18 protein-coding genes are annotated in these 20357 nt (G+C 74.8%); 12 read left to right on the top strand and 6 right to left on the bottom strand.

The window, feature by feature from the left end; translation table 11 throughout:
- The first annotated feature begins 109 nt into the window (after positions 1 to 109).
- The 5 genes from ACIWVC_RS28995 (at position 110) to ACIWVC_RS28975 (ending at position 5564) form a co-directional block, all read left to right on the top strand.
- Positions 110 to 712: a class I SAM-dependent methyltransferase gene (locus ACIWVC_RS28995; RefSeq protein ID WP_396451439.1), complete on the top strand. Its 603-nt coding sequence runs from the start codon at positions 110 to 112 to the stop codon at positions 710 to 712.
- A 77-nt stretch (positions 713 to 789) separates the two neighbouring features.
- Entirely contained in the window at positions 790 to 1623 is an 834-nt protein-coding gene (locus ACIWVC_RS28990; RefSeq protein ID WP_396451438.1) for a hypothetical protein, read from the top strand.
- Positions 1620 to 2738 carry a hypothetical protein gene (locus ACIWVC_RS28985; protein ID WP_396451437.1) on the top strand — a complete coding sequence of 373 codons (1119 nt, stop codon included), beginning with the start codon at positions 1620 to 1622 and terminating at the stop codon, positions 2736 to 2738. Before ACIWVC_RS28990 ends, ACIWVC_RS28985 begins: the two co-directional genes overlap by 4 nt.
- 7 nt (positions 2739 to 2745) lie before the next feature.
- Entirely contained in the window at positions 2746 to 4218 is a 1473-nt protein-coding gene (locus ACIWVC_RS28980; RefSeq protein ID WP_396451435.1) for a hypothetical protein, read from the top strand.
- Positions 4215 to 5564: an AAA family ATPase gene (locus ACIWVC_RS28975; RefSeq protein WP_396451434.1), complete on the top strand. Its 1350-nt coding sequence runs from the start codon at positions 4215 to 4217 to the stop codon at positions 5562 to 5564. The genes ACIWVC_RS28980 and ACIWVC_RS28975 overlap by 4 nt, the downstream gene beginning before the upstream one ends.
- A gap of 19 nt (positions 5565 to 5583) precedes the next feature.
- Here ACIWVC_RS28975 and ACIWVC_RS28970 read toward each other — a convergent pair whose 3' ends face one another.
- The gene (locus ACIWVC_RS28970; RefSeq protein WP_396451432.1) at positions 5584 to 6372 is read right to left on the bottom strand and encodes an ABC transporter ATP-binding protein; all 789 of its coding nucleotides are present in this window, start codon (positions 6370 to 6372) and stop codon (positions 5584 to 5586) included.
- 191 nt (positions 6373 to 6563) lie between these two features.
- On the opposite strand from ACIWVC_RS28970, the gene ACIWVC_RS28965 reads away from it, so the two are divergent.
- The 3 genes from ACIWVC_RS28965 to ACIWVC_RS28955 all read left to right on the top strand — a co-directional run bounded on the left by ACIWVC_RS28965 (position 6564) and on the right by ACIWVC_RS28955 (position 8204).
- The gene (locus tag ACIWVC_RS28965; RefSeq protein ID WP_396451430.1) at positions 6564 to 7079 is read left to right on the top strand and encodes a hypothetical protein; all 516 of its coding nucleotides are present in this window, start codon (positions 6564 to 6566) and stop codon (positions 7077 to 7079) included.
- A gap of 90 nt (positions 7080 to 7169) precedes the next feature.
- Positions 7170 to 7859 (top strand): hypothetical protein, encoded by a 690-nt coding sequence (locus tag ACIWVC_RS28960; RefSeq protein WP_396451429.1) that lies wholly within the window; start codon positions 7170 to 7172, stop codon positions 7857 to 7859.
- Positions 7860 to 7988: 129 nt separating this feature from the next.
- On the top strand, positions 7989 to 8204 hold the full coding sequence (locus ACIWVC_RS28955) for a hypothetical protein (RefSeq protein ID WP_396451427.1): 216 nt from the start codon (positions 7989 to 7991) through the stop codon (positions 8202 to 8204).
- 27 nt (positions 8205 to 8231) lie between these two features.
- On the opposite strand, the gene ACIWVC_RS28950 is transcribed toward ACIWVC_RS28955, so the two are convergent.
- The 5 genes from ACIWVC_RS28950 to ACIWVC_RS28930 all read right to left on the bottom strand — a co-directional run bounded on the left by ACIWVC_RS28950 (position 8232) and on the right by ACIWVC_RS28930 (position 16687).
- Positions 8232 to 9782 carry a chromosome segregation ATPase gene (locus ACIWVC_RS28950; RefSeq protein WP_396451425.1) on the bottom strand — a complete coding sequence of 517 codons (1551 nt, stop codon included), beginning with the start codon at positions 9780 to 9782 and terminating at the stop codon, positions 8232 to 8234.
- Positions 9783 to 9857: 75 nt separating this feature from the next.
- Entirely contained in the window at positions 9858 to 10811 is a 954-nt protein-coding gene (gene pip / locus ACIWVC_RS28945; protein WP_396451441.1) for a prolyl aminopeptidase, read from the bottom strand.
- A 71-nt stretch (positions 10812 to 10882) separates the two neighbouring features.
- Positions 10883 to 14815: an ATP-dependent RNA helicase HrpA gene (gene hrpA / locus ACIWVC_RS28940; protein ID WP_396451424.1), complete on the bottom strand. Its 3933-nt coding sequence runs from the start codon at positions 14813 to 14815 to the stop codon at positions 10883 to 10885.
- Between the two features lie 193 nt (positions 14816 to 15008).
- Positions 15009 to 15917, bottom strand: a complete 909-nt coding sequence (locus tag ACIWVC_RS28935; protein WP_396451423.1) for an SDR family oxidoreductase — start codon at positions 15915 to 15917, stop codon at positions 15009 to 15011.
- Complete coding sequence (locus ACIWVC_RS28930; protein WP_396451422.1) at positions 15914 to 16687, bottom strand: SDR family oxidoreductase; 774 nt, start codon at positions 16685 to 16687, stop codon at positions 15914 to 15916. Before ACIWVC_RS28930 ends, ACIWVC_RS28935 begins: the two co-directional genes overlap by 4 nt.
- A gap of 54 nt (positions 16688 to 16741) precedes the next feature.
- Here ACIWVC_RS28930 and ACIWVC_RS28925 point away from each other — a divergent pair, with 54 nt between their 5' ends.
- From ACIWVC_RS28925 to ACIWVC_RS28910, 4 genes are all read left to right on the top strand, one after another.
- Positions 16742 to 17488 (top strand): enoyl-CoA hydratase family protein, encoded by a 747-nt coding sequence (locus tag ACIWVC_RS28925; protein WP_396451421.1) that lies wholly within the window; start codon positions 16742 to 16744, stop codon positions 17486 to 17488.
- Positions 17485 to 18348, top strand: a complete 864-nt coding sequence (locus tag ACIWVC_RS28920; RefSeq protein ID WP_396451420.1) for a CoA transferase subunit A — start codon at positions 17485 to 17487, stop codon at positions 18346 to 18348. Before ACIWVC_RS28925 ends, ACIWVC_RS28920 begins: the two co-directional genes overlap by 4 nt.
- Positions 18345 to 19076 (top strand): CoA-transferase subunit beta, encoded by a 732-nt coding sequence (locus ACIWVC_RS28915; RefSeq protein WP_396451419.1) that lies wholly within the window; start codon positions 18345 to 18347, stop codon positions 19074 to 19076. The genes ACIWVC_RS28920 and ACIWVC_RS28915 overlap by 4 nt, the downstream gene beginning before the upstream one ends.
- 104 nt (positions 19077 to 19180) lie before the next feature.
- Positions 19181 to 20245: an NAD(P)H-dependent flavin oxidoreductase gene (locus tag ACIWVC_RS28910; RefSeq protein ID WP_396451417.1), complete on the top strand. Its 1065-nt coding sequence runs from the start codon at positions 19181 to 19183 to the stop codon at positions 20243 to 20245.
- Positions 20246 to 20357 lie beyond the last annotated feature (112 nt).

Genomic DNA, 20357 nt, shown 5'->3' with positions numbered 1-20357 from the left:
ACCACCACCACGACCTCGCCGCTTGACATCCAACCTCCAGGGATGTCTGACCCGCGAGGGAGGGACGGCCCCGCACGCCGCGCCCGCGCTCCCGACTGCGGCGGTGAGGATGACCGACGACTACTGGAACCACAACACCCACTACCACCGCCTCGTGCTGCGCGGCGTGCCGCGCGGGTGCGGCGAGGCGCTGGACGTGGGCTGCGGCGACGGCCTGCTCGTCCGGCGGCTCGCGTCCCGCGCCGCGCACGTCACCGGGCTGGACCGGTCGGCGGAGATGGTCGCCAGGGCGAGGCGGCTCAGCGAGGGGATCGGCAACGTCGACTTCGTCGAGGCCGGGCTCCTTGAGCACGACCTGCCCGCGGGCCACTACGACTTCGTCTGCAGCGTCGCCGCGATCCACCACGTGGACTTCACCAAGGGCATGGCGGCGATGCGCGACGCGCTCCGCCCCGGCGGGAGCCTGGTCGTCGTCGGCCTCGCGAACAACCGGGGCCTGCGCGACTGGGCGTTCTCGGGGCTCGGCCTCCCGGCGCACCACGTCCACCGGCTGCGCAACCGGCGGCGCGCGGGCGAGCCCGGCGCCCCGCTCGCCGACCCGGCGATGACCTGGGGCGAGGTGCGCGACGAGGCGCTGCGGCTGCTGCCCGGCGCCGTGTTCCGCCGGCACCTGCTGTGGCGGTACTCGATCGCATGGCGCAAGCCGCGCTGACCGCCCCGGCCGACCGTCTCGTCCCCCAAGACTGGAAAACTCTGGAACTGTCCGGAAGCACCTGTACTGTCTGCGGCATGTCCCGGTCCCCCGGCGTCCCGACCCCCGACGAGCTGGAGACGCGCATCGCCGAGCTGCGCGCCGCCGTGCGGCGGGCCATGGCGGCCGGGGACCGGGGGGCCGCCCGCGGGCTGCGCGCCGAGCTGCGCGCGACCGAGAGGGCGTGGGACGACGCCGTCCTCGGCGCGCCCGCGCCCGCCGCCCGCGCCGGCGGGGAGCGCGGGCTGCTGCCCGTCCGCGACCAGGTCCACCAGGCGCTGACGCTCCTCGGCGCGCCGGCCGCGCCCAAGCTGATCGGGTCGGTGTACGCGGCGTTCTTCCCCGGCGAGATCCCGGGGAGCCGGCTGACGAGCCTGCGCCGCGACGAGGAGCGCTCCTTCCGCACCGCCCCCTACGCGCGGCCGTACTACCTGTGCGCCGCGCTGACCGCCGACCTGCTCGCTCCGGCGCGCGGGCTGCTCACCGTGAGCACCTGGCCGCTGGAGCAGCGGATCGTCGGCCCGCTCAGCCCGCGCACCGACTTCCTCACCGCCGCGGTGCGGCTCGCCGAGCACGCCGCGCGCGGGGGCGGGACGCCGTCCCCGGACGTGCAGCGGCTGCTGTGGCGTTTCGCGTCCAACATTCCCGGCGCGGTCACCGGTACGGTCGGTACGGCCGAGCCGGCCAGGCTCGCCGCGGCCGCGCGGGCCGAGCTGGACGTCCACCGCGAACCCGACCGGCGGCGCCGCGAGGCCGCCGCGGCCCGCGCCCGGGAGCGGCTCGACGACGCGGAGCGGCTGTTCGGCAGCCGGCTGCGCGCCGTCCGCGGCTCCGGGCGCCGCCCTGCCAGCAACGGAGAGACGGACCCATGACCGACACCGCACCGGATCTGGACCGGCTGCGCGGCGCCACTCCCCCGCGCAACCACGACGCCCGCACGATCGCCGCGCTGACGTCCAATCCGGGCTGCGCCCGCCGCGGGGTGATGGACGCGGCGGGCGTAGACAAGGACGCGGTGGCGCGGGCCCTCGGGTTCCCCGCGCCGTTCGGGCAGTCGCAGTTCGCGATCACGCGCGGGAACGCGTTCGAGGCGCAGGTGAAGGCGGACGGGTGCGCGGAGCTGCTGACCCTGCTGCGCGACCGGCTCGGCCTCGACGTACCGGAGGTCGCCTACGACGACCTGGAGGTGGTCGCGGGCAACGAGGGCCGGGAGCTGCGCCACTCGCGGACCCGGCGGCTGCTCGCCCGCGCGCTGGAGTCGGGCGAGGGCACGCTGTTCGACCATCCGCTGCTGCGGCTGGAGATCGCCGGGTGCCCGGCCTATCTGGAGCCGGACGTCATCGCGTTCCAGCTCGCCGGCCGGCTGCACGTCATCGAGATCAAGTCGTTCGCCGTCGTGGACGGGCAGGCCGAGCCGGAGCAGGTCGCGGCGGCGGCCCGGCAGTCGGCGGTGTACGTGCTGGCGCTGCGCCGGCTGGTGGCCGAGCTGGGGCACGACCCGGCGCGCGTGTCGCACGACGTGTTCCTGGTCTGCCCGGAGAACTTCTCCAACCGGCCGACGGCGACGCCGCTGGACGTGCGGCCGCAGCTCGCCGTGCTCGAACGGCAGCTCGCGCGCCTCACCCGCGTGGACGCGCTGCTGGCGGAGCTGCCCGCCGATCTGAGCTTCGAGATCGGCGGAACGCTCGCGGCGTCTGTCCGGGCGGTCGAGGCCCGGTACTCGCCCGAGTGCCTGTCGGGCTGCGAGATGGCGCTGTTCTGCCGGGACGAGGCGCGCGCGTGCGGCGCGACGGGGGCGCTCGGCCGGTCCGTCCGCGACGACCTCGGCGGCGTCGACACGGTCGGCACGGCGCTCGCGCTGGCGGACGGCTCGCTGGAGCCGTCCGACGACCTGGCCGAGACGGCCGAGCAGCTGCGCGCGGCGGCCCGGCTGCGCGCCGAGGCGCTGGGCGGGGCGCTGGGCGGGGCGCTGGGCGGGGCGGCGTGATCGCTTCATGAGCGCACTGTCCTCGCTCGCGCGGTTGCAGGCGGTGGCGGCCGGGGCCGCGCAGCCGCTCGCGACCGTGCGGCACTGCCACATCCCGGACGCGCCGCTGGTGCTCGTCCCGCTGAAGCTCGCCGGGGAGGCGGCGGCGCCGCTCGCCGTCATGGCCGGCAGCGCCCCGGACGACGCGACCCTGCTGGTCGTGCCGCAGCCGCGCAACCGCGACCTGCGGTTCGCGTTCGCCGCCGACCTCGCCGAGCTCGTGCTGAACCACATCGAGACGAGCCGGGGCGAGGTGGAGGAGCTGCCGCCCGGCAAGGAGGGCGAGAAGCGGATCCGGTACGGGGACGCGCCGCAGCTGCTCGTCCCGAACCGGGGCGGCGTCGCGTTCCTGCGGCTGATGGGCCGGTCGACGCGGTTCCGCAGCACCGACGGCCCGTACGCGGTCGACCCGGCGGTGCCGGTGCTCGGCCGCTGGCTGACGTGGTTCGCCGACCGGCACGACCATCCCGGCTCGTCGCTGCTGCTGGCGATGACGGAGGCGCTGCGGCTGCACTGGGCGACCGGCCAGAGCTCGCTGGAGGACGGCAACCTCGCCGCGCTGATGGGCTGGATCGACCCGCCGGACGGCATGGACGGCCCGGCCGCCGCGGCCCGCGCCGAGGACCCGGTGCTCTGCCCGCCCGCCGGGCCCACCACCGACCCGACGTTCGACAACGAGGTCCTCGCCCCGGCGATCGCCGCCTACGACCGGGCGGGGCGCGGCTCGCGCGCCGAGGAGCGGCTGAGGAGCGTCCTCGCCGGCCAGCTCGCCCCGACGTGGGACCTGATGTGGCGGGCCGTCGGGCTGCTGCGCGCGCTGCCCGAGGGGGCCAGCGTGCCGCGCCGCTGGGAGCGCGACCGGGACGCCTTCACCCACTACCACCAGACGTTCGGCGAGGCGTATCCTCAGGCGCGCCGCGACCCGCCCGTCCGGGCGGCGCGGCGGCTGCACGACCTCGAACGCGCGCAGGACGCCTACGACGCGCAGCGCGCGTTCGACGACCCGCTGGTCATGGCCGAGCACCGGCTGGACGGCCGGGCGTTCGGCGGGACGGTCACCGAGTGCGACCCCGCCCGGCTGGACGAGACGGGCAAGCGGCCGAAGCTGCGCCCGCTGCTGCGGGTCGGCACCGAGGACCCGGTGCGGCTCGACGCCGGGACGACCGTGTGCAACGCGGCGAGGCCCGCGCTCAAGGGGAGGATCGTGGAGATCGGCGACGGGTCCGTGCTGCTGGAGCTCACCGGCGGGATGGGCCGCAAGCTCACCCCGGAGCCGGGCGCCGTCCCGCGGGTCGGCGACCGGGTCTGCTTCACCTCGCTGACCGAGGGCTCGTTCGGCGCGGCGAAGTTCCCCGACCGGGAGGACACGCCGTGGACGCACGGCGGGCCGCCCGGCGAGTACGCGCCGACCGACGAGGACGCCGCGGAGGAATGGTCGTGAGCGGGCACCCGGGCCGCCGCCCGGTGCCGGTGCCGGCCGACGGACTCGACCCGTCGGAGGCCGCGGCGCGGGTCGTCGACGGCGTCCTGTCCGATCTCGCGGGCGGGCACCGCGGCGTCGTGGTCGACTCGCCGCCCGGGGCGGGCAAGTCGACGCTGGTCGTCCGCGCCGCCGCGCACCTGGCCGGGGCCGGCGAGCGGCTGATGATCGTGGCGCAGACCAACGAGCAGGTCGACGACCTCATCGAGCGCATCGCGACCGGGCACCCCGGCATCACCGTGGGCCGGCTGTCGGCGTCGCAGTACACGCCGTCCGACCGCGTGCTGGCGCACCCCCGGGTGCGGGTCGCGCAGAAGGCCGGCGACCTGGCCGAGCACGCGATCGTGATCGCGACCGCGGCGAAGTGGGCGACGCTTTCGGACGGCTCGTGGCCGTGGGCGATCGTCGACGAGGCGTACCAGATGCGCTCGGACATGCTGCTGCGCATCGCCGGGCGGTTCGAGCGGGCGCTGTTCGTCGGCGACCCCGGGCAGCTCGACCCGTTCTCCACGGTCGAGGTCGAACGCTGGGCGGGCCTCACGTGGGACCCGATGCGCAGCGCCGTGTCCGTGCTGCTCGCGCACAACCCCGACCTGCCCGTCCACCGGCTGCCGGTGTCGTGGCGGCTGCCCGCGTCGGCGGCGCCCGTCGTGTCGCGGGCGTTCTACCCGTTCACCGGGTTCCGCGCCGGGACGGAGCCGGGCGACCGCCGGCTGGAGTTCGGCGCGCGCGGCATGGGCACCGCCTACGACCGGGCGCTGGAGGAGGCCGCGGCGACCGGCTGGGCCCTCTACGAGCTGCCGGCGCGGCACACGCTGCGCACCGACGCCGAGGCGGTCCGCGCGACGGCGGCGCTCGCCGTCCGGCTGCTGCAGCGCGGTCCCGTCGCCCACTCCGAGCGCGGGGCGGCGCCGGTGGACGCGGCCCGCGTCGCGGTCGGCGCCGCGCACCGCGACCAGGTCGCCGCGATCCGCGCGGCGCTCGGCCCGCACGGCGCCGGCATCACCGTCGACACCGCGAACCGGCTGCAGGGCCGCGAGTACGACGTGACGGTCGTCCTGCACCCGCTGTCGGGGCGCCGCGACGCCACCGCGTTCCACCTGGAGTCGGGGCGGCTGTGCGTGCTGACGTCGCGGCACCGGCACGCGTGCGTGGTGGTCGCGCGGGCGGGCATCCCCGAGCTGCTGGACGCGCACCCGTCCGCCGAGCCGGTGCACCTCGGCGTGCCGGTGAAGTTCCCGGACGGCTGGGAGGCGAACCAGTCGGTGCTCGCCCACCTCGCCGCCCACCGCGTGGCGGGCGCCTAGCCGGGCGTCCGGCGGGAGGCTAGGCGGGTCCGGCGGTCGCCGCCCACCGGCCGTTGTGCCGGGTGATCGTGATCGGGTGGTCGAAGCACTCGCTGACCAGCTCCGTCGTGATGACCTCGCCGGCGGGCCCGGAGGCGAGCACCCGCCCCTCGCGCAGCAGCAGGGCGTGGGTCGTGCTCGTGGGCAGCTCCTCCAGGTGGTGCGTGACCAGCACGGTCGTGAGGTCGGGCCGGTCGGCGCGCAGCTGGTCGATGCTGGCCAGCAGCCGCTCGCGGGCGGCGACGTCCAGGCCGGTGGCGGGCTCGTCGAGCAGCAGCACCGCCGGGTCCGGCATGAGCGCCCGCGCGATCAGCGTCCGGCCCCGCTCCCCCTGCGACAGGGTCGGCCAGCGGGCGTCGGCGCGCGCCGCCAGCCCCATCAGCTCCATCAGCTCGTCGGCGCGGCGCAGGTCCTCCGCGGACGGCGTCCAGCGCGGGACGAGCTCGATGGTGCCGGTGACGCCGGTCAGGAGGATCTCCCGGACGGTCCGCGCGGACTCCAGCGGGTGCCGCGGGTTGACCTGCCCGATCAGCGGCCGCAGCGAATGGACGTCCACCCGGCCGAGCCTGCGCCCGAGGATCTCCGCCGTCCCGCGCGTCGGGTGCGTGTAGGCGCCGAGGATGCCGAGCAGCGTGCTCTTCCCCGCGCCGTTCGGGCCGATGAGCGCCCAGTGCTCGCCGCGCAGCACGGTCATCGTGACGCGGTCGAGCAGCAGCCGCCGCTCCCGGACCAGGTCGATCTTGTCGGCGTTCAGCACGACGTCGGACACGGAACCTCCCGTTCGAACACTCGGCATGGGGGCACGCAGGCGGTGTGCGGCGTGCGGGGACGCGGAGGGCCGGGATCGCCGGGGCGGCGCGTCTGACGATCTTCAACGTACCCGAGAATCGCCGTCCGGTACGAGGGAGGCGTCCGGCCGGATACTGTGAGATCCGGTGCCTCAGCGATCTGGAGGGGGACATGGAGGACATCGGCCTCATGTGCGCCCGCTGCGGCGGCGAAGTGCACGACGTGACGCACAACCGCGAGGGCTCGCTCGACGGGGTCGGCTACCGCCACAACCGGCGGGTCGAGCCGTGGGACCACGAGCTGGAGCTGGCGGTCGGCGAGCCCCTTCCCAGGGAGCCGGGCTGCGACTTCTGCGGGGCGTCCGGGCCGAGCTGGCTCTACTACCCGACGCTCGACCCCGACGACACCGACATGTTCGAGGTCGAACTCGACACCACGGACCTGTCGGACGACGACACCGCCGTGGCCGTCCTCAACATGCTCTATCCGTGGTACGCGTGCGACACGTGCTCCGTCCTGGTCGCCGACCGCAACGTCGACCTGCTCATCGCCCGCGCCCTCGACCGCACCCCCGTCCCGGCGGACGGCCCGGTCGACGAGGAGACCGTCCGCGCCCGCCTGCAAGGCTCCCTCTCGGTCTTCTTCACCACACGCCCCGGCCGCCCGCAGCCGTCGCGGGCCGTGTAGCGTCGTTCCACCCCTGGGGGGCGGGGTGTCGGCGGGGGACAATAGGATCTATGCCGTTTTGGTGAGGTGCGTGTGGGTACGGGGGCGCAAATGATCATTGAGGCGCGATTCCACGGGCCGGACGGGTCCGGGAACGGCGGATACGTCGCGGGCAGGCTCGCGGGGCGGGTGCCGATCGACACGGTGACGGTCACGCTGCGGCAGCCGCCGCCGCTGGACACAGAGCTGACGGTCACGGTGGAGGACGAGCGGGGGCACAGCGCGCGGCTGTGGGACGGCGAGCGGCTGATCGCGGAGGCGCTCGCGGGGGCGATCGTCGTGCCGCCGATCCCGCCCGTGCCGTTCGAGCGGGCGGTGGAGGCGGCGGAGAAGTACCGCGCGCAGGAGAACCACCCGTTCCCCGGCTGCTTCGTGTGCGGGCCCGACCGCGAGCCCGGCGACGGGCTGCGGCTGGAGCCCGGGCCGGTCGCCGACGGCACCGTCGCGACGCCGTGGGTCCCCGACCGGGTCCCCGAGCGGGAGCTGGTGTGGGCGGCGCTCGACTGCCCGGGCGGGTGGTCGTTCGACGTGGCGGGCCGCCCGGCGGTGCTCGGCACCATGACCGCGCAGGTGATGGACGTCCCCGAGGCCGGCGAGCAGTGCGTCGTGCTGGGGCTCGCGCGCAGCCGCGAGGGCCGCAAGATGCACGCCGCCACGGCCCTCTACGGCGCGGACGGGCGCCTGCTGGGCCGCGCCGAGCAGATCTGGATCGAGATCGACCCGGAGGTCTTCGGGCGCTGACGCCGCCGATCCGCCGCACGCCGGGCCGGTCCGGTTCCGCATGGATCGCGGAAATGTGTCGCCCGGCATTGTCGGCGCGGCCGGATCCGCTGTTCAATCTGAGCTTCCGCGGATACGGAGGCACGGCTCATGAGCGGAGACGGCTTACTCATCCTGGCGCTGGCGGCCCTCGCGGTCTACACGGGCGTCCACTGGGAGCGGGCGCGCCGCAGCGTCACGGACCTGCGGCTCAGCCGCCGGCGGGTCAGCCTGCTGCGCCAGGCCGCGGCGCGGGAGCGCGGCCACGTCGCGGTGATCATCGCGGTCGCGTCGGTGGCGCTGTTCCTGGCGGTCAGGTACGGCTGAGCCCGGGCGGGCGCCCGCCCGGGCGTGTCAGGGGCCGGCGAACAGGGGGTCCTCGCGGTCCACGCCGTTCACGGGGCGGCCGTGGCGCGGCGGTTCGCCGCCCTGCGCCGGGTGGCCGCCGGTGGTGGAGCCCGGCGTCCCGTTCGGGCCCGGCGTCCCGTGCGGGGGCGTCCCGTGCGGGGGCGTCCCGTGCGGTGCGGGGGCCGCGTTCGGCAGCGGCGCGCCGAGCGGCATCGGGGCCCCGTTCGGGACGGAGCCGTGCCCGGCGGGCCCGCCGATCGGGGGCAGGCCCGGCGGCGGCCCGGCGGGCTGCCGCCCGGCGCCGTTCGGGAAGCCCCCCGCGGGCGCCGGGCTCCCGCCGCCCGGCATCCGGCCGCCGGGCGGGATGTTCGACGACAGCGTGCCCTGGGTGAACTGGTCGACCTGGCGGCGCGCCCGGTCGGCCTCGGCGCGGGCGGCGTCGCGCTCCTCGGCGAGCGCGGTGAGCGCGGCCTGCTGGTCGGCGACCGACTGGGACAGCTGGCGCAGCTGCACGGCCTGGTCGTTGACCTTGGCGGCCAGCTCGTCCCGCTCCGCCGTCGCGGCCCTCGCCTGCTCCTGGGCGGCGTCGCGCTCCTTGGCGGCCTCGTCGGCGCGCGCGTTGGCGCGGACGACCTCCGCCTCGGCCTCGGACTGGGCGCGCAGCGCGGCGGTGCGCTCCGCCTCGGCCTTGCTCGCGGCCTGCATGGCGCGCTGCCGCTGCGCCTCGGTGTCGCGCATGGCGGTGCGGAGGTCCTCGGCGCCCTGCTTGGCGACGGCGGCCTCGACGCGCTGCGCCTCGGCGGCGCCCTCGGCCTCGGCGAGCTTGGCGTGCAGGCCGACGAGCTCGGCCCGCGCCGCCTCCAGCGCGGCGAGCAGCTCGGTCTCGCGCGCGGCGACGCGGTCGCGCTCGCTCTCGGCGGCGAGCTTCGCCGTCATCGACTGCTGGGCGATCTGGTGGGCCTCCTCCCACGCCTGCTGCGCGGCGTCGCGCTTGGCGAAGGCGAGCTTGGCCTCCTCCCTGGCGCGCCCGGCCTCCTTTTCCGCCGCGTCGGCGCGCTTGCGCGCCGCGGACGCCTCCTGCCACGCCTCCTCGGCGCGCCGCTGGGACGCGTCGCGCTCGCTCTGCGCGATGGCGAGCTCGCGGGCGGCCTCGGCGCGCACCTCGGCGACGCGGCGCTCGACGCCGGCGACGCTCAGCTCGGAAGTCAGCGACTCGGCGAGCAGGTCGGCGGTCTTCTCCAGCCGCTCGACCATCTCCCAGGCGGAGGCGACCTGGCCGGTGAGGCCCGGCGCGTCCCGGCCGCGGTCGCGGCGCTCGCGGGCCTCGCGCGCGCAGACGCCGTCGTTGTCCTGGCAGTAGCGGACCGCGCGGACGGCCCCCACGGGCTGCGGGACGGGGCGCCCGCAGTTGGCGCACGGCCAGACCGCGACCGGGTCCCCCATGCGGGCGACCGCCGTCTCGGCGGACTCCCCCGCGCCTCCGGAGACCGCGCCGCCCTGGGGAGCCGCGGCCGTCCCCTCGGGGCCGCTATTGTCGCGCTCTTCGCTGTTAGGCATGGAATGAACCATACGCACTGATCGAAGTTGCTGCAGTGACTTGGGAGGTAGATGTGGGGGTGCCCACTTCGTCGTTCATTGAGCGGCGAAGCGGTCGGTGGCCTCGATGAGCCGGTCCCGGATTCCCGGCTCGGAGCCGCCGTGCCCGGCGTCCTCGACGATGTGGAACTCCGCCTCGGGCCACGCCCGGTGCAGCTCCCACGCCTGGTCGGGCGGCGTCTTCATGTCGTAGCGGCCGTTGACGATCACGGCGGGGACGCGGCGGATGCGGTCGACGGCCGCGAGGAGCCCCTCCCCGGGGAGGAAGCCGCCGTTCGAGATGTAGTGGTGGGTGATGCGGGCGAACGCCAGGACGGTCGCGTCGTCCAGCTCGGGCGGCGGGACGGGCCGGAGCGTGTTCGCCGACAGCTCCCAGGCCACCCAGGCGCGGGCCGCCGGGAGGTGGACGGCCGGGTCCGGGTCCTGGATGCGCCGGCCGTAGGCGGTCATCAGGTCGTCCTGCTCCGCAGGCGGGATCGCGTCCCGGAAGGCCGCCCACTCGGCCGGGAACAGGTGCGCCGCCCCGGCCGGGGTGAACCCCCACGCCTCGTCCGGCGGGCGGACGAGGTAGACGCCCCGCAGCACCATCTCGGTGACGCGGTCCGGATGCGCCTGCGCGTAGGCGAGCGCGAGCGTGCTCCCCCAGCTTCCGCCGAACACCAGCCACCGGTCGACGCCGAGGTGGACGCGCAGCCGTTCGATGTCCTCGACCAGGCGCGGGGTGACGTTGTGCTCCAGCGACACCGACGGGTCGCCGGCGTGCGGGAGGCTCCGCCCGCAGTTCCGCTGGTCGAACAGCACGATCCGGTACCTGGACGGGTCGAAGAACCGCCGGTTGTCGGGGAGCACCCCGCCGCCGGGGCCGCCGTGCAGGAACACCGCGGGCTTGCCGCCGGGATTCCCGCAGGTCTCCCAGTGGATCCGGTTCCCGTCGCCCACGTCGAGCAGGCCGGAGTCGTACGGTTCGACCGCGGGGTAGTACTCCCTCAACGCCATCATCCAGTCATACCAGGCGCACGATCATGCTCGTCCGGGCGGCGCTCCCGGGCCGGCGCGTCCGGTCAGAGCTGGGCCATCGCCTTGCGGATGCGCTTGTCGGAGACGGGGAAGCGGGTCCCGAGCTGCTGCGCGAAGAGGCTGACGCGCAGTTCCTCCAGCATCCAGCGGATCTGCCGGGCGGGCTCCTCGTCGCGGCGGGACGGGTGCAGGCGGCGCAGCGCCTGCTCGTACTCCTGCGTCAGCACGTCGACCTGGTGGGCGAGCGTCCGGTCGCGGCCCGGGTTCTCCGGGAGCTTGTCGAGCCGGACCTGCAGGGCGCGCAGGTAGCGGGGCACGTCGTGCAGCCGCGCCCAGCCCGTCGCGGTGACGAACCCCGGATGGATCAGCCTCCCCAGGTGGCCGCGGATGTCGGCGAGCGCCGGGACGAGGGTGAGGCTCGTGGTGCCGCGCACCCGCCGGTCCACCTCGTGGGCCTCGGCGAGGATCCGCTCCACCAGGCCGACCACCTCGGCGGTCGCGTCGTGCAGGTCGGCGCGGACCCGGTCGTACAGGGCGCGGAAGCCGTCCTCGTCCCAGGCGGGGCCGCCCGCCTCGGCGATCAGCCGGTCGGCGGCGGCGGTGACGCAATCGTCGAACAGCGCGGCGACGGAGCCGTGCGGGTTGTGGCTGAGCGCCAGCTTGCCCCGGTTGGTCAGGCGCCCCTGGATGAGCTTCACCGGCGACGGCGCGTTCAGCAGGATCAGCCGCCGCGTGCCGAGCCACATGGCGCGGCGCTGCTCGGCCTCCGTCTCGTACATGCGGACGGCGACGCTCTCGCCCTCGTCGGTGAGCGCCGGGTAGGCCTTGACGTCGTAGCCGTTCTGCCTCCGCTCGTAGGTGCGGGGCAGCTCCCCGATCGTCCACTCGGTGAGGCCGGAGCGCTCCACGGTGGACGCCGCCTTCGACAGCGTCCCGCGGACCTTGCCGGCGAGGCGGCGTTTCAGCTCGGTGAGGTCGGTGCCCTCGCCGAGGGTGCGGCGCCTCTCGTCCACGACGCGGAACGTGATGCGCAGGTGGGCGGGCAGCCGGGACGGGTCCCACGCCTCGCGGGCGATGGGCACGCCGGTCATCGCGGTGAGCTCGCGCTCCAGGGCGTCCAGCAGCGGCTCGGTGCGCGGCGCGACGCGGTCGAGGACCTTGCGGGCGTAGTCGGGCGCCGGGACGAAGTTGACGCGCAGCTGCTTCGGCAGCGACCGGATCAGCTCGGTGACCAGCTCGGCGCGCAGGCCCGGGACCTGCCACTCGAACCCGTCCGGCCGGACCTGGTTCAGGACCTGGACGGGGATGTGCACGGTCACGCCGTCGGCGTCGGTGCCGGGTTCGAACTGGTAGGTGAGGCGCAGGCGCAGCGGCCCCTGCTTCCACACGTCCGGGTAGTCGGCCTCGCTGACGCCGCCCGCCGCCTCGTTGATGAGCATCGACTTCTCGAACCCGAGCAGGTCGGGATCGGTGCGCCGGGCCTTCTTCCACCAGGCGTCGAAGTGCCGCCCGGAGACGACGTCCTCGGGGATGCGCTCGTCGTAGAAGTCGAACAGGGTCTCGTCGTCGACGAGGATGTCGCGGCGGCGGGCGCGGTGCTCCAGCTCCTCGACCTCGTCCAGCAGGGCGCGGTTGTCGTGGAAGAACCGGTGGTGGGTCTCCCAGTCGCCCTCGACGAGCGCGTGCCGGATGAACAGCTCGCGCGACAGGGCCGGGTCGATGCGGCCGTAGTTGACGCGGCGGTCGGCGACGATCGGCACCCCGTAGAGGGTGACCTTCTCGCGCGCCATGACGGCCGCCTGCTTCTTCGACCAGTGCGGCTCGCTGTAGTCGCGCTTGACCAGGTGCTGGGCGAGGGGCTCGATCCACTCGGGCTCGATCTTGGCGTTGATGCGCCCCCAGAGCCGGGACGTCTCGACCAGCTCCGCCGACATCACCCAGCGCGGCGGCTTCTTGAACAGCGACGACCCGGGGAACACGGCGAACTTCGCGCCCCGCGCGCCGAGGTACTCCTGCCCGCGGCGCTGCCTGTCCTTCTTCTCGGCGTCGACGAGCCCGATGTGCGACAGCAGGCCGGCGAGCAGCGAGACGTGGATGCGGTCCGGCGGGGCGTCGGCGGTGTTCAGCGTGATGCCGAGCCCCTTGGCGACCTGCTTGAGCTGGCCGTGCAGGTCCTGCCACTCGCGGACGCGCAGGAAGTGCAGGAACTCGTTCTTGCACATGCGCCGGAACGCGCTGCCCGACAGCTCCTTCTGCCGCTCGCGCAGGTAGTTCCAGAGGTTCAGGTAGGCCAGGAAGTCGGAGGTGGGGTCGGCGAAGCGGCGGTGCTTCTCGTCGGCGGCCTGCTGGTGCTCGGCGGGGCGCTCGCGCGGGTCCTGGATGGACAGCGCCGACGCGATGACCAGCACCTCCCGGACGCAGCCGTTCTTCTCGGCCTCCAGCACCATGCGGCCGAGGCGGGGGTCGATGGGCAGCTGGGCGAGGCGGCGGCCGAGCGGGGTGAGGCGCTTGCGCGGGTCCTTCTCGGACGGGTCGATGGCGCCCAGCTCGTGCAGCAGGTCGACGCCGGCCTTGATGTTGCGGCGGTCCGGCGGCTCCACGAACGGGAACGCGGCGATGTCGCCGAGGCCGAGCGCGGTCATCTGCAGGATGACGGACGCGAGGTTGGTGCGCAGGATCTCCGGGTCGGTGAACTCGGGCCGGGACTCGAAGTCCTCCTCGGAGTACAGCCGGATGCAGACGCCCTCGGACACCCGCCCGCAGCGGCCCTTGCGCTGGTTCGCCGACGCCTGCGACACCGGTTCGATCGGGAGCCGCTGCACCTTCAGCCGGTGGCTGTAGCGGGAGATCCGCGCGGTGCCGGGGTCGACGACGTACTTGATGCCGGGGACGGTCAGCGACGTCTCGGCGACGTTGGTGGCCAGCACGACGCGCCGGCCGCGGTGCGGCTGGAACACCCGGTGCTGCTCGGCCGACGACAGCCGCGCGTACAGCGGCAGCACCTCGGTGGAGGTCTTCTGCCGGGTGAAGTGCTTGGTCAGCGCGTCGGCGGTGTCGCGGATCTCGCGCTCGCCGCTGAGGAACACCAGCACGTCGCCTGGGCCCTCGCGGCGCAGCTCGTCGACCGCGTCGATGATCGCCTGGATCTGGTCGCGGTCGGGGTCGGCGGACGGGTCGTCGGGGTCGGCGACGGGCCGGTAGCGGACCTCCACCGGGTAGGTGCGCCCCGACACCTCCACGATCGGCGCGTCGTCGAAGTGCTCGGAGAACCGCTCCGGGTCGATCGTCGCCGAGGTGATGATCACCTTCAGGTCGGGGCGCCGGGGCAGGATCTCCTTGATGTAGCCGAGCAGGAAGTCGATGTTGAGGCTGCGCTCGTGCGCCTCGTCGATGATCAGTGTGTCGTACTGGCGCAGCAGCCGGTCGGTCTGGATCTCGGCGAGCAGGATGCCGTCCGTCATCAGCTTGACGAGCGTGTCGTCGCCGGACCGGTCGGTGAACCGCACCTTGTACCCGACGGCGTCGCCGAGCTCGGTGCCGAGCTCCTCGGCGATGCGGTCGGCGACCGTGCGCGCGGCCAGCCGGCGCGGCTGGGTGTGCCCGATGGAGCCGAGCACGCCGCGCCCCAGCTCCAGGCAGACCTTGGGGATCTGGGTGGTCTTCCCCGACCCGGTCTCGCCCGCGACGATCACGACCTGGTGGTCGCGCACCGCGGCGAGGATGTCGTCCTTCTTGCGCGCCACCGGCAGGTCGGCCGGGTACGTGACCGCGGGCACGGCGCGGCGCCGCCGCTCGACCCGCCGCTCGGCGGCCTCGACGTCGGCGGCGATCTCCTCGGCGGCCTTCGCGCGGCGCGCGGCGTCCCGCATCTTCTGGACGCCGTCGATCCGGCGGCGCAGCCGGTGCTGATCGCGGAGCATCAGCTCGGGCAGGCGCGCGCGCAGGCCGGCGAGCGGCGGTTTCACACTCGACCTCATATCCGTCACCAAGGATAGGGTTGCGGGCCCGCGGCCCCGCTCACCCGCAAACCTCCGCACCGTAGCCGGGACGCCCCGCGCGGGGCGATCCATTTTCCGGGCGGCGACGGGATACAACGCCGCGCTCCGGGACGGCATTCCGGGGCCGCCGCGCGGCGCGGCCCCGGAGACGGCCGCGGGGAAGCGGCTGCGCTCAGCCCGCGCCGTAGACGGGCTCGGGCGCGGGGGCCTCGGCGAGGAGGCCCTTGACGACGTCGCCGACCTCCGCCGGGTCCCACCTCGCGCCCTTGTCGGCCGCGGGGCCGTGCCGGAAGGCGTCCATCACGCAGATCCTGCCGCCCTCCGCCTCGAAGACCCGCCCGGTCACGTCGCGGGACCCGGCCGAGCCGAGCCAGACGACCAGCGGCGAGACGTTCTCGGGGGCCATCGCGTCGAACTCGCCCTCGGCGGGGGCGGCCATCGTCTGCGCGAAGACCTCCTCGGTCATCCGGGTGCGGGCGGCGGGCGCGATCGCGTTGACGGTCGCGCCGTAGCGGCCCAGCTCGGCGGACGCCACGAGCGTCAGCCCGACGATCCCGGCCTTGGCGGCGGAGTAGTTGGCCTGGCCGACGCTGCCGAGCAGCCCGGCGCCGGACGAGGTGTTGATCACGCGGGCGTCCACGGGGCGGCCGGCCTTGCTCTCCGCCCGCCAGTACCGGGCCGCGTGCTTGAGCGGCAGGAAGTGGCCCTTCAGGTGGACGCGCATGACGGCGTCCCACTCGTCCTCGCCCAGGTTGACCAGCATGCGGTCGCGCAGGAACCCGGCGTTGTTCACGAGGGTGTCGAGCCCGCCGAACGCGTCGACCGCGGTGGCGACCAGCGCGGCGGCGCCCTCGTCGGTGGCGATGTCGTCGGTGCTCGCGACGGCCTTCCCGCCGAGCGCCTCGATCTCCCGGACGACGCCGTGGGCCGGGCCTTCGGAGGCGTCGCCGGTGCCGTCCCGCGCGACGCCGAGGTCGTTCACGACGACGAGGGCGCCCTGGCGGGCGAACTCCAGCGCGTGCGCGCGGCCGAGCCCGCGCCCGGCGCCGGTGACGGCGACCACCCGGTCCTTGCAGATCATCGCGACTCCTCCTTGTTCACGGTGGCGGCGTCCAGGAAGGCGGGGCGCTCTCCCCCGCCGTGGACCTGCAGCGTCGCGCCGGTGACGTAGGACGCCAGGTCGGACGCCAGGAACGCGCACGCGGCGCCGATGTCGTAGGGGACGGCGAGGCGGCCCATCGGGACGGTCGCGGCCACCGCCGCGACGCCGTCCTCGTCGCCGTAGTGCAGGTGGGACAGCTCGGTGCGGACCATCCCGAGGATGAGCGCGTTGACCCGGATGTGCGGCGCCCACTCCACCGCGAGCGAGGCGGTGAGGCTGTGCAGGCCGGCCTTGGCGGCGCCGTAGGCGGCGGTGCCGGGCGACGGGCGCACCCCGCTGACGCTGCCGATGTTGACGACCGACCCGCCGCCCCGCGCCATGATCTTCGGCCGCAGCGCCCGCGCCATGATCAGCGCCGAGGTCAGGTTCAGCTCGATGATCTTCACGTGGGTGCGCAGGCTCCCCTCGGCGACCGGCAGGTACGGGGCGCCGCCCGCGTTGTTGACCAGCACGTCGACGCCGTCCAGGCCGTCGGCGAACGCCTGCACCGCGTCCGGGTCGCGCACGTCCAGCGAGACGAACCGCGCCGTCCTCCCGCCCCCCTCGGGCAGCGTCTCGGGCTCGCGCCGGGCGACCGCGACGACGTCGGCGCCGGCCTCCAGCAGGGCGCGGCTGATCCCGGCGCCGACCCCGCGCACGCCCCCCGTGACCACGGCGGTCCGGCCGCCCAGGTCGAGCGTCAGTGACATTCCGCCTCCTCTGCTACCTTCTGTTCTAACAAATGTTTGGTGGAAAGGTAGCGCATGGGAGTCTCCACCACGACCCTGGACGGGGTCGCCGAGATCGTCGTGGACGCCCCGCCGGTCAACGCGCTGACCGTCGCGGGCTGGTACGAGCTGGCCGACGCGGTCGCCGCGGCCGGCCGCGACCCGGACGTCGGCGCCGTCGTGCTCCGGGCCGAGGGCCGGGGCTTCAACGCGGGCGTCGACATCAAGGAGATGCAGAGCACCGAGGGCCACACGGCCCTGGTCGGCGCGAACCGCGGGTGCTACGCGGCGTTCGCGGCCGTCTACGACTGCGAGGTCCCGGTTGTCGCGGCCGTCCACGGCTTCTGCCTGGGCGGCGGGGTCGGCCTGGCCGGCAACGCCGACATCGTGGTCGCCTCGCGGGACGCCTACTTCGGGCTGCCGGAGGTGGACCGGGGCGCGCTCGGCGCCGCGACGCACCTGGCCCGGCTCGTCCCGCAGCACCTGATGCGCGCGATGGTCTACACGTGCCGCAACGTCACGGCCGAGGAGCTGCACCACCACGGCTCGGTGCTGGAGGTCGTCCCGGCGGAAGAGCTGCGCGGCAAGGCCATGGAGGTCGCCTCCGCCATCGCCGCCAAGGACCGGTACGTCATCCGGCGGGCCAAGGAATCGCTGAACGGCATCGACCCCGTCGACGTCAAGCGCAGCTACCGCTACGAGCAGGGCTTCACGTTCGAGCTCAACCTCGTCGGCGCGGGCGACGAGCACCGCGCCGCCTTCGTCGCCAAGGGGGCCGAATGAGCGGCAAGGTGATGTCGGCCGACGAGGTCGCCGCGTCGCTGGAGAGCGGCATGACCGTCGGGATCGGCGGCTGGGGGTCGCGGCGCAAGCCGATGGCGCTGGTCCGGGCGATCCTGCGCTCCCCCGTCACCGACCTGACGGTGATCACGTACGGGGGCCCGGACGTGGGGCTGCTGTGCGCCGCCGGCAAGATCAGGCGGCTGGTCACCGCGTTCGTGACGATGGACTCGATCCCGCTGGAGCCGCACTTCCGGCAGGCGCGGCAGTCCGGGGCGATCGAGCTGACCGAGTACGACGAGGGCATGTTCATGTTCGGGCTGTACGCGGCGGCGCACCGGCTGCCGTTCCTGCCCACCCCGGTCGGCCTCGGCTCGGACGTCCTGCGGGTCAACCCGGAGCTGAGGACGATCCGGTCGCCGTACGAGGACGCGACCGAGCTCGTCGCCGTCCCGGCCCTGAGGATGGACGCGGCGCTCGTCCACATGAACCGCGCCGACGCGCGCGGCAACGCCCAGTACCTCGGCCCCGACCCGTACATGGACGACCTGTTCGCGAAGGCCGCCGACCGGACGTACGTGTCGTGCGAGCGCCTCGTCGAGACGGCCGACTTCGCCAAGGAGGGGCCGCTGCAGTCGATGCTGATCAGCCGGGCGCACGTGGCGGGCGTGGTGGAGACGCCGAACGGGGCGCACTTCACCGACTGCGCGCCCGACTCCGGGCGGGACGAGAGGTTCCAGAAGCTCTACGCGCAGTCGGCGGCCGACCCGGAGAGGTGGGCGGAGTTCAGCGAGCGGTTCCTGGCCGGCGACGAGGCCGCCTACCAGGACGCCGTACGGGCCTGGCGGGAGGAGTCCCGATGAGCGATGTGACGCGTGCGGAGGTGTGCGCGGCGGCGTGCGCCGACCTGTTCCGGGGCGACGGCGAGATCGTCGCGGCGGCGGTGGCCGGTTTCGTGCCGATGCTGGGGTCGCGGCTGGCGCGGGCCACGTTCGCGCCCGATCTGCTGACGACGGACGGCGGTCCGGCGCTGAGCGCCGAACCCGCCCCGCTCGGCAGGACGGCGGAGACCGCCGAGGGCTGGCTGCCGTTCCGCGACCACCTGTGGCTCGTGCTGAACGGGCGGCGGCACGTGGTGATGGGGCCGAGCCAGATCGACGCGCACGGCAACACCAACATCTCCTGCATCGGCGACTGGGAGCGGCCGGCGCGGCAGCTCCTCGGGGTGCGCGGCGGGCCGGGCAACACGCTGCTGAACCCGACGAGCTACTGGGTGCCGAAGCACTCGACGCGGGTGTTCACCGAGAAGGTCGACATGGTGAGCGGCGTCGGCTGGGACCGGGGCGCGCACGAGATCCGCGCCGTGGTGACCAACCTCGCGGTGCTCGACTTCGGCACGCCGGACCGGCGGATGCGGCTGCGGTCCGTCCACCCCGGCGTGAGCGTCGCGGACGTGGTCGCCGCCACCGGCTTCGAGCTGGCCGTTCCGGACGAGGTGCCCGAGACGCGGCTGCCGGACGCCGAGGAGCTGCGGATCATGCGCGAGGTCCTCGACCCGAAGGGGCTGCGCGAGCGGGAGGTCCCGGCATGAGCGGAGCGAACCGGGGGGCGCGGGAGGACGACCCCCCGCGGGGCGAAGACATGAGCGGAGCGAACCGGGGGGCGCGGGGGGTCGACCCCCCGCAGGGCGGAGGCATGAGCGGGCAGTTGCTCGACACCCCGCTGACCCGGCTGACCGGCGTGCGGCACCCCGTCGTCCAGACCGGCATGGGGTGGGTCGCCGGCCCGAAGCTCGTCACGGCCGTGGCGAACGCGGGCGGGCTCGGCGTCCTGGCGTCGGCGACGATGACGCTCGACCGGCTCGCCGACGCGATCCACGAGGTCAAGGACCGCACGGACGCCCCCTTCGGGGTCAACCTGCGGGCCGACGCCGGGGACGCCAGCGACCGCATCGACCTGCTGATCAAGGAGGGCGTGAAGGTCGCGTCCTTCGCGCTCGCCCCGAAGAAGGAGCTGATCGCGAAGCTGAAGGACGCCGGGGTCGTCGTGATCCCGTCCGTCGGCGCGCGGCGGCACGCGGAGAAGGTCGCGGGGTGGGGCGCGGACGCCGTGCTCGTCCAGGGCGGCGAGGGCGGCGGCCACACCGGCGCCGTCGCCACCACGCTGCTGCTGCCGCAGGTGGTGGACGCCGTCGACATCCCGGTCATCGCGGCGGGCGGCTTCTTCGACGGGCGCGGCCTCGCCGCCGCGCTCGCCTACGGGGCGGCGGGCGTCGCGATGGGCACCCGGTTCCTGCTGACGTCCGACAGCCCGGTGCCGGACGCCGTCAAGCGGGTGTACCTGGATGCCGGCGAGACCGTGGTGACCCGGCAGGTGGACGGCATGCCGCACCGGGTGCTGCGCAGCGAGCTGGTCGACGCGCTGGAGCGGTCCGGACGGGTCGGCGGCCTGGCCCGGGCGGTGCGCAACGCCGCCCGGTTCAAGAAGCTGTCCGGCATGTCGTGGCGCGCGATGATCGCCGACGGGAGGGCGATGAAGCACGGCAAGGACCTGTCGTGGTCGCAGGTGCTGATGGCCGCGAACACGCCGATGCTGCTGAAGGCGGCGATGGTGGACGGCCGCCCCGACCTGGGCGTGATGGCGTCCGGCCAGGTCGTCGGCGTCATCGACGACCTGCCGAGCTGCGGCGAGCTGATCGACGCGGTCGTGCGGCGGGCCGCCGAGGCCATCGCCGCGCAGCAGTCCCTCCTGGTGCGTTGAGCCCGGCGCGTTGAGCCCGGTGCGTTGGGCCGGGTGCGCTAGGCGCCTTGCGCGCCGAGGCCGCGCAGCACGGCCGCCAGTCCCCCGCGGAACTCCTCGTCGGGGCCGAGGC

It is taken from the genome of Actinomadura sp., from assembly GCF_044508335.1.
Taxonomy (GTDB): Bacteria; Actinomycetota; Actinomycetes; order Streptosporangiales; family Streptosporangiaceae; genus Spirillospora.
This window is presented reverse-complemented; position numbering and strand designations above follow the sequence as displayed.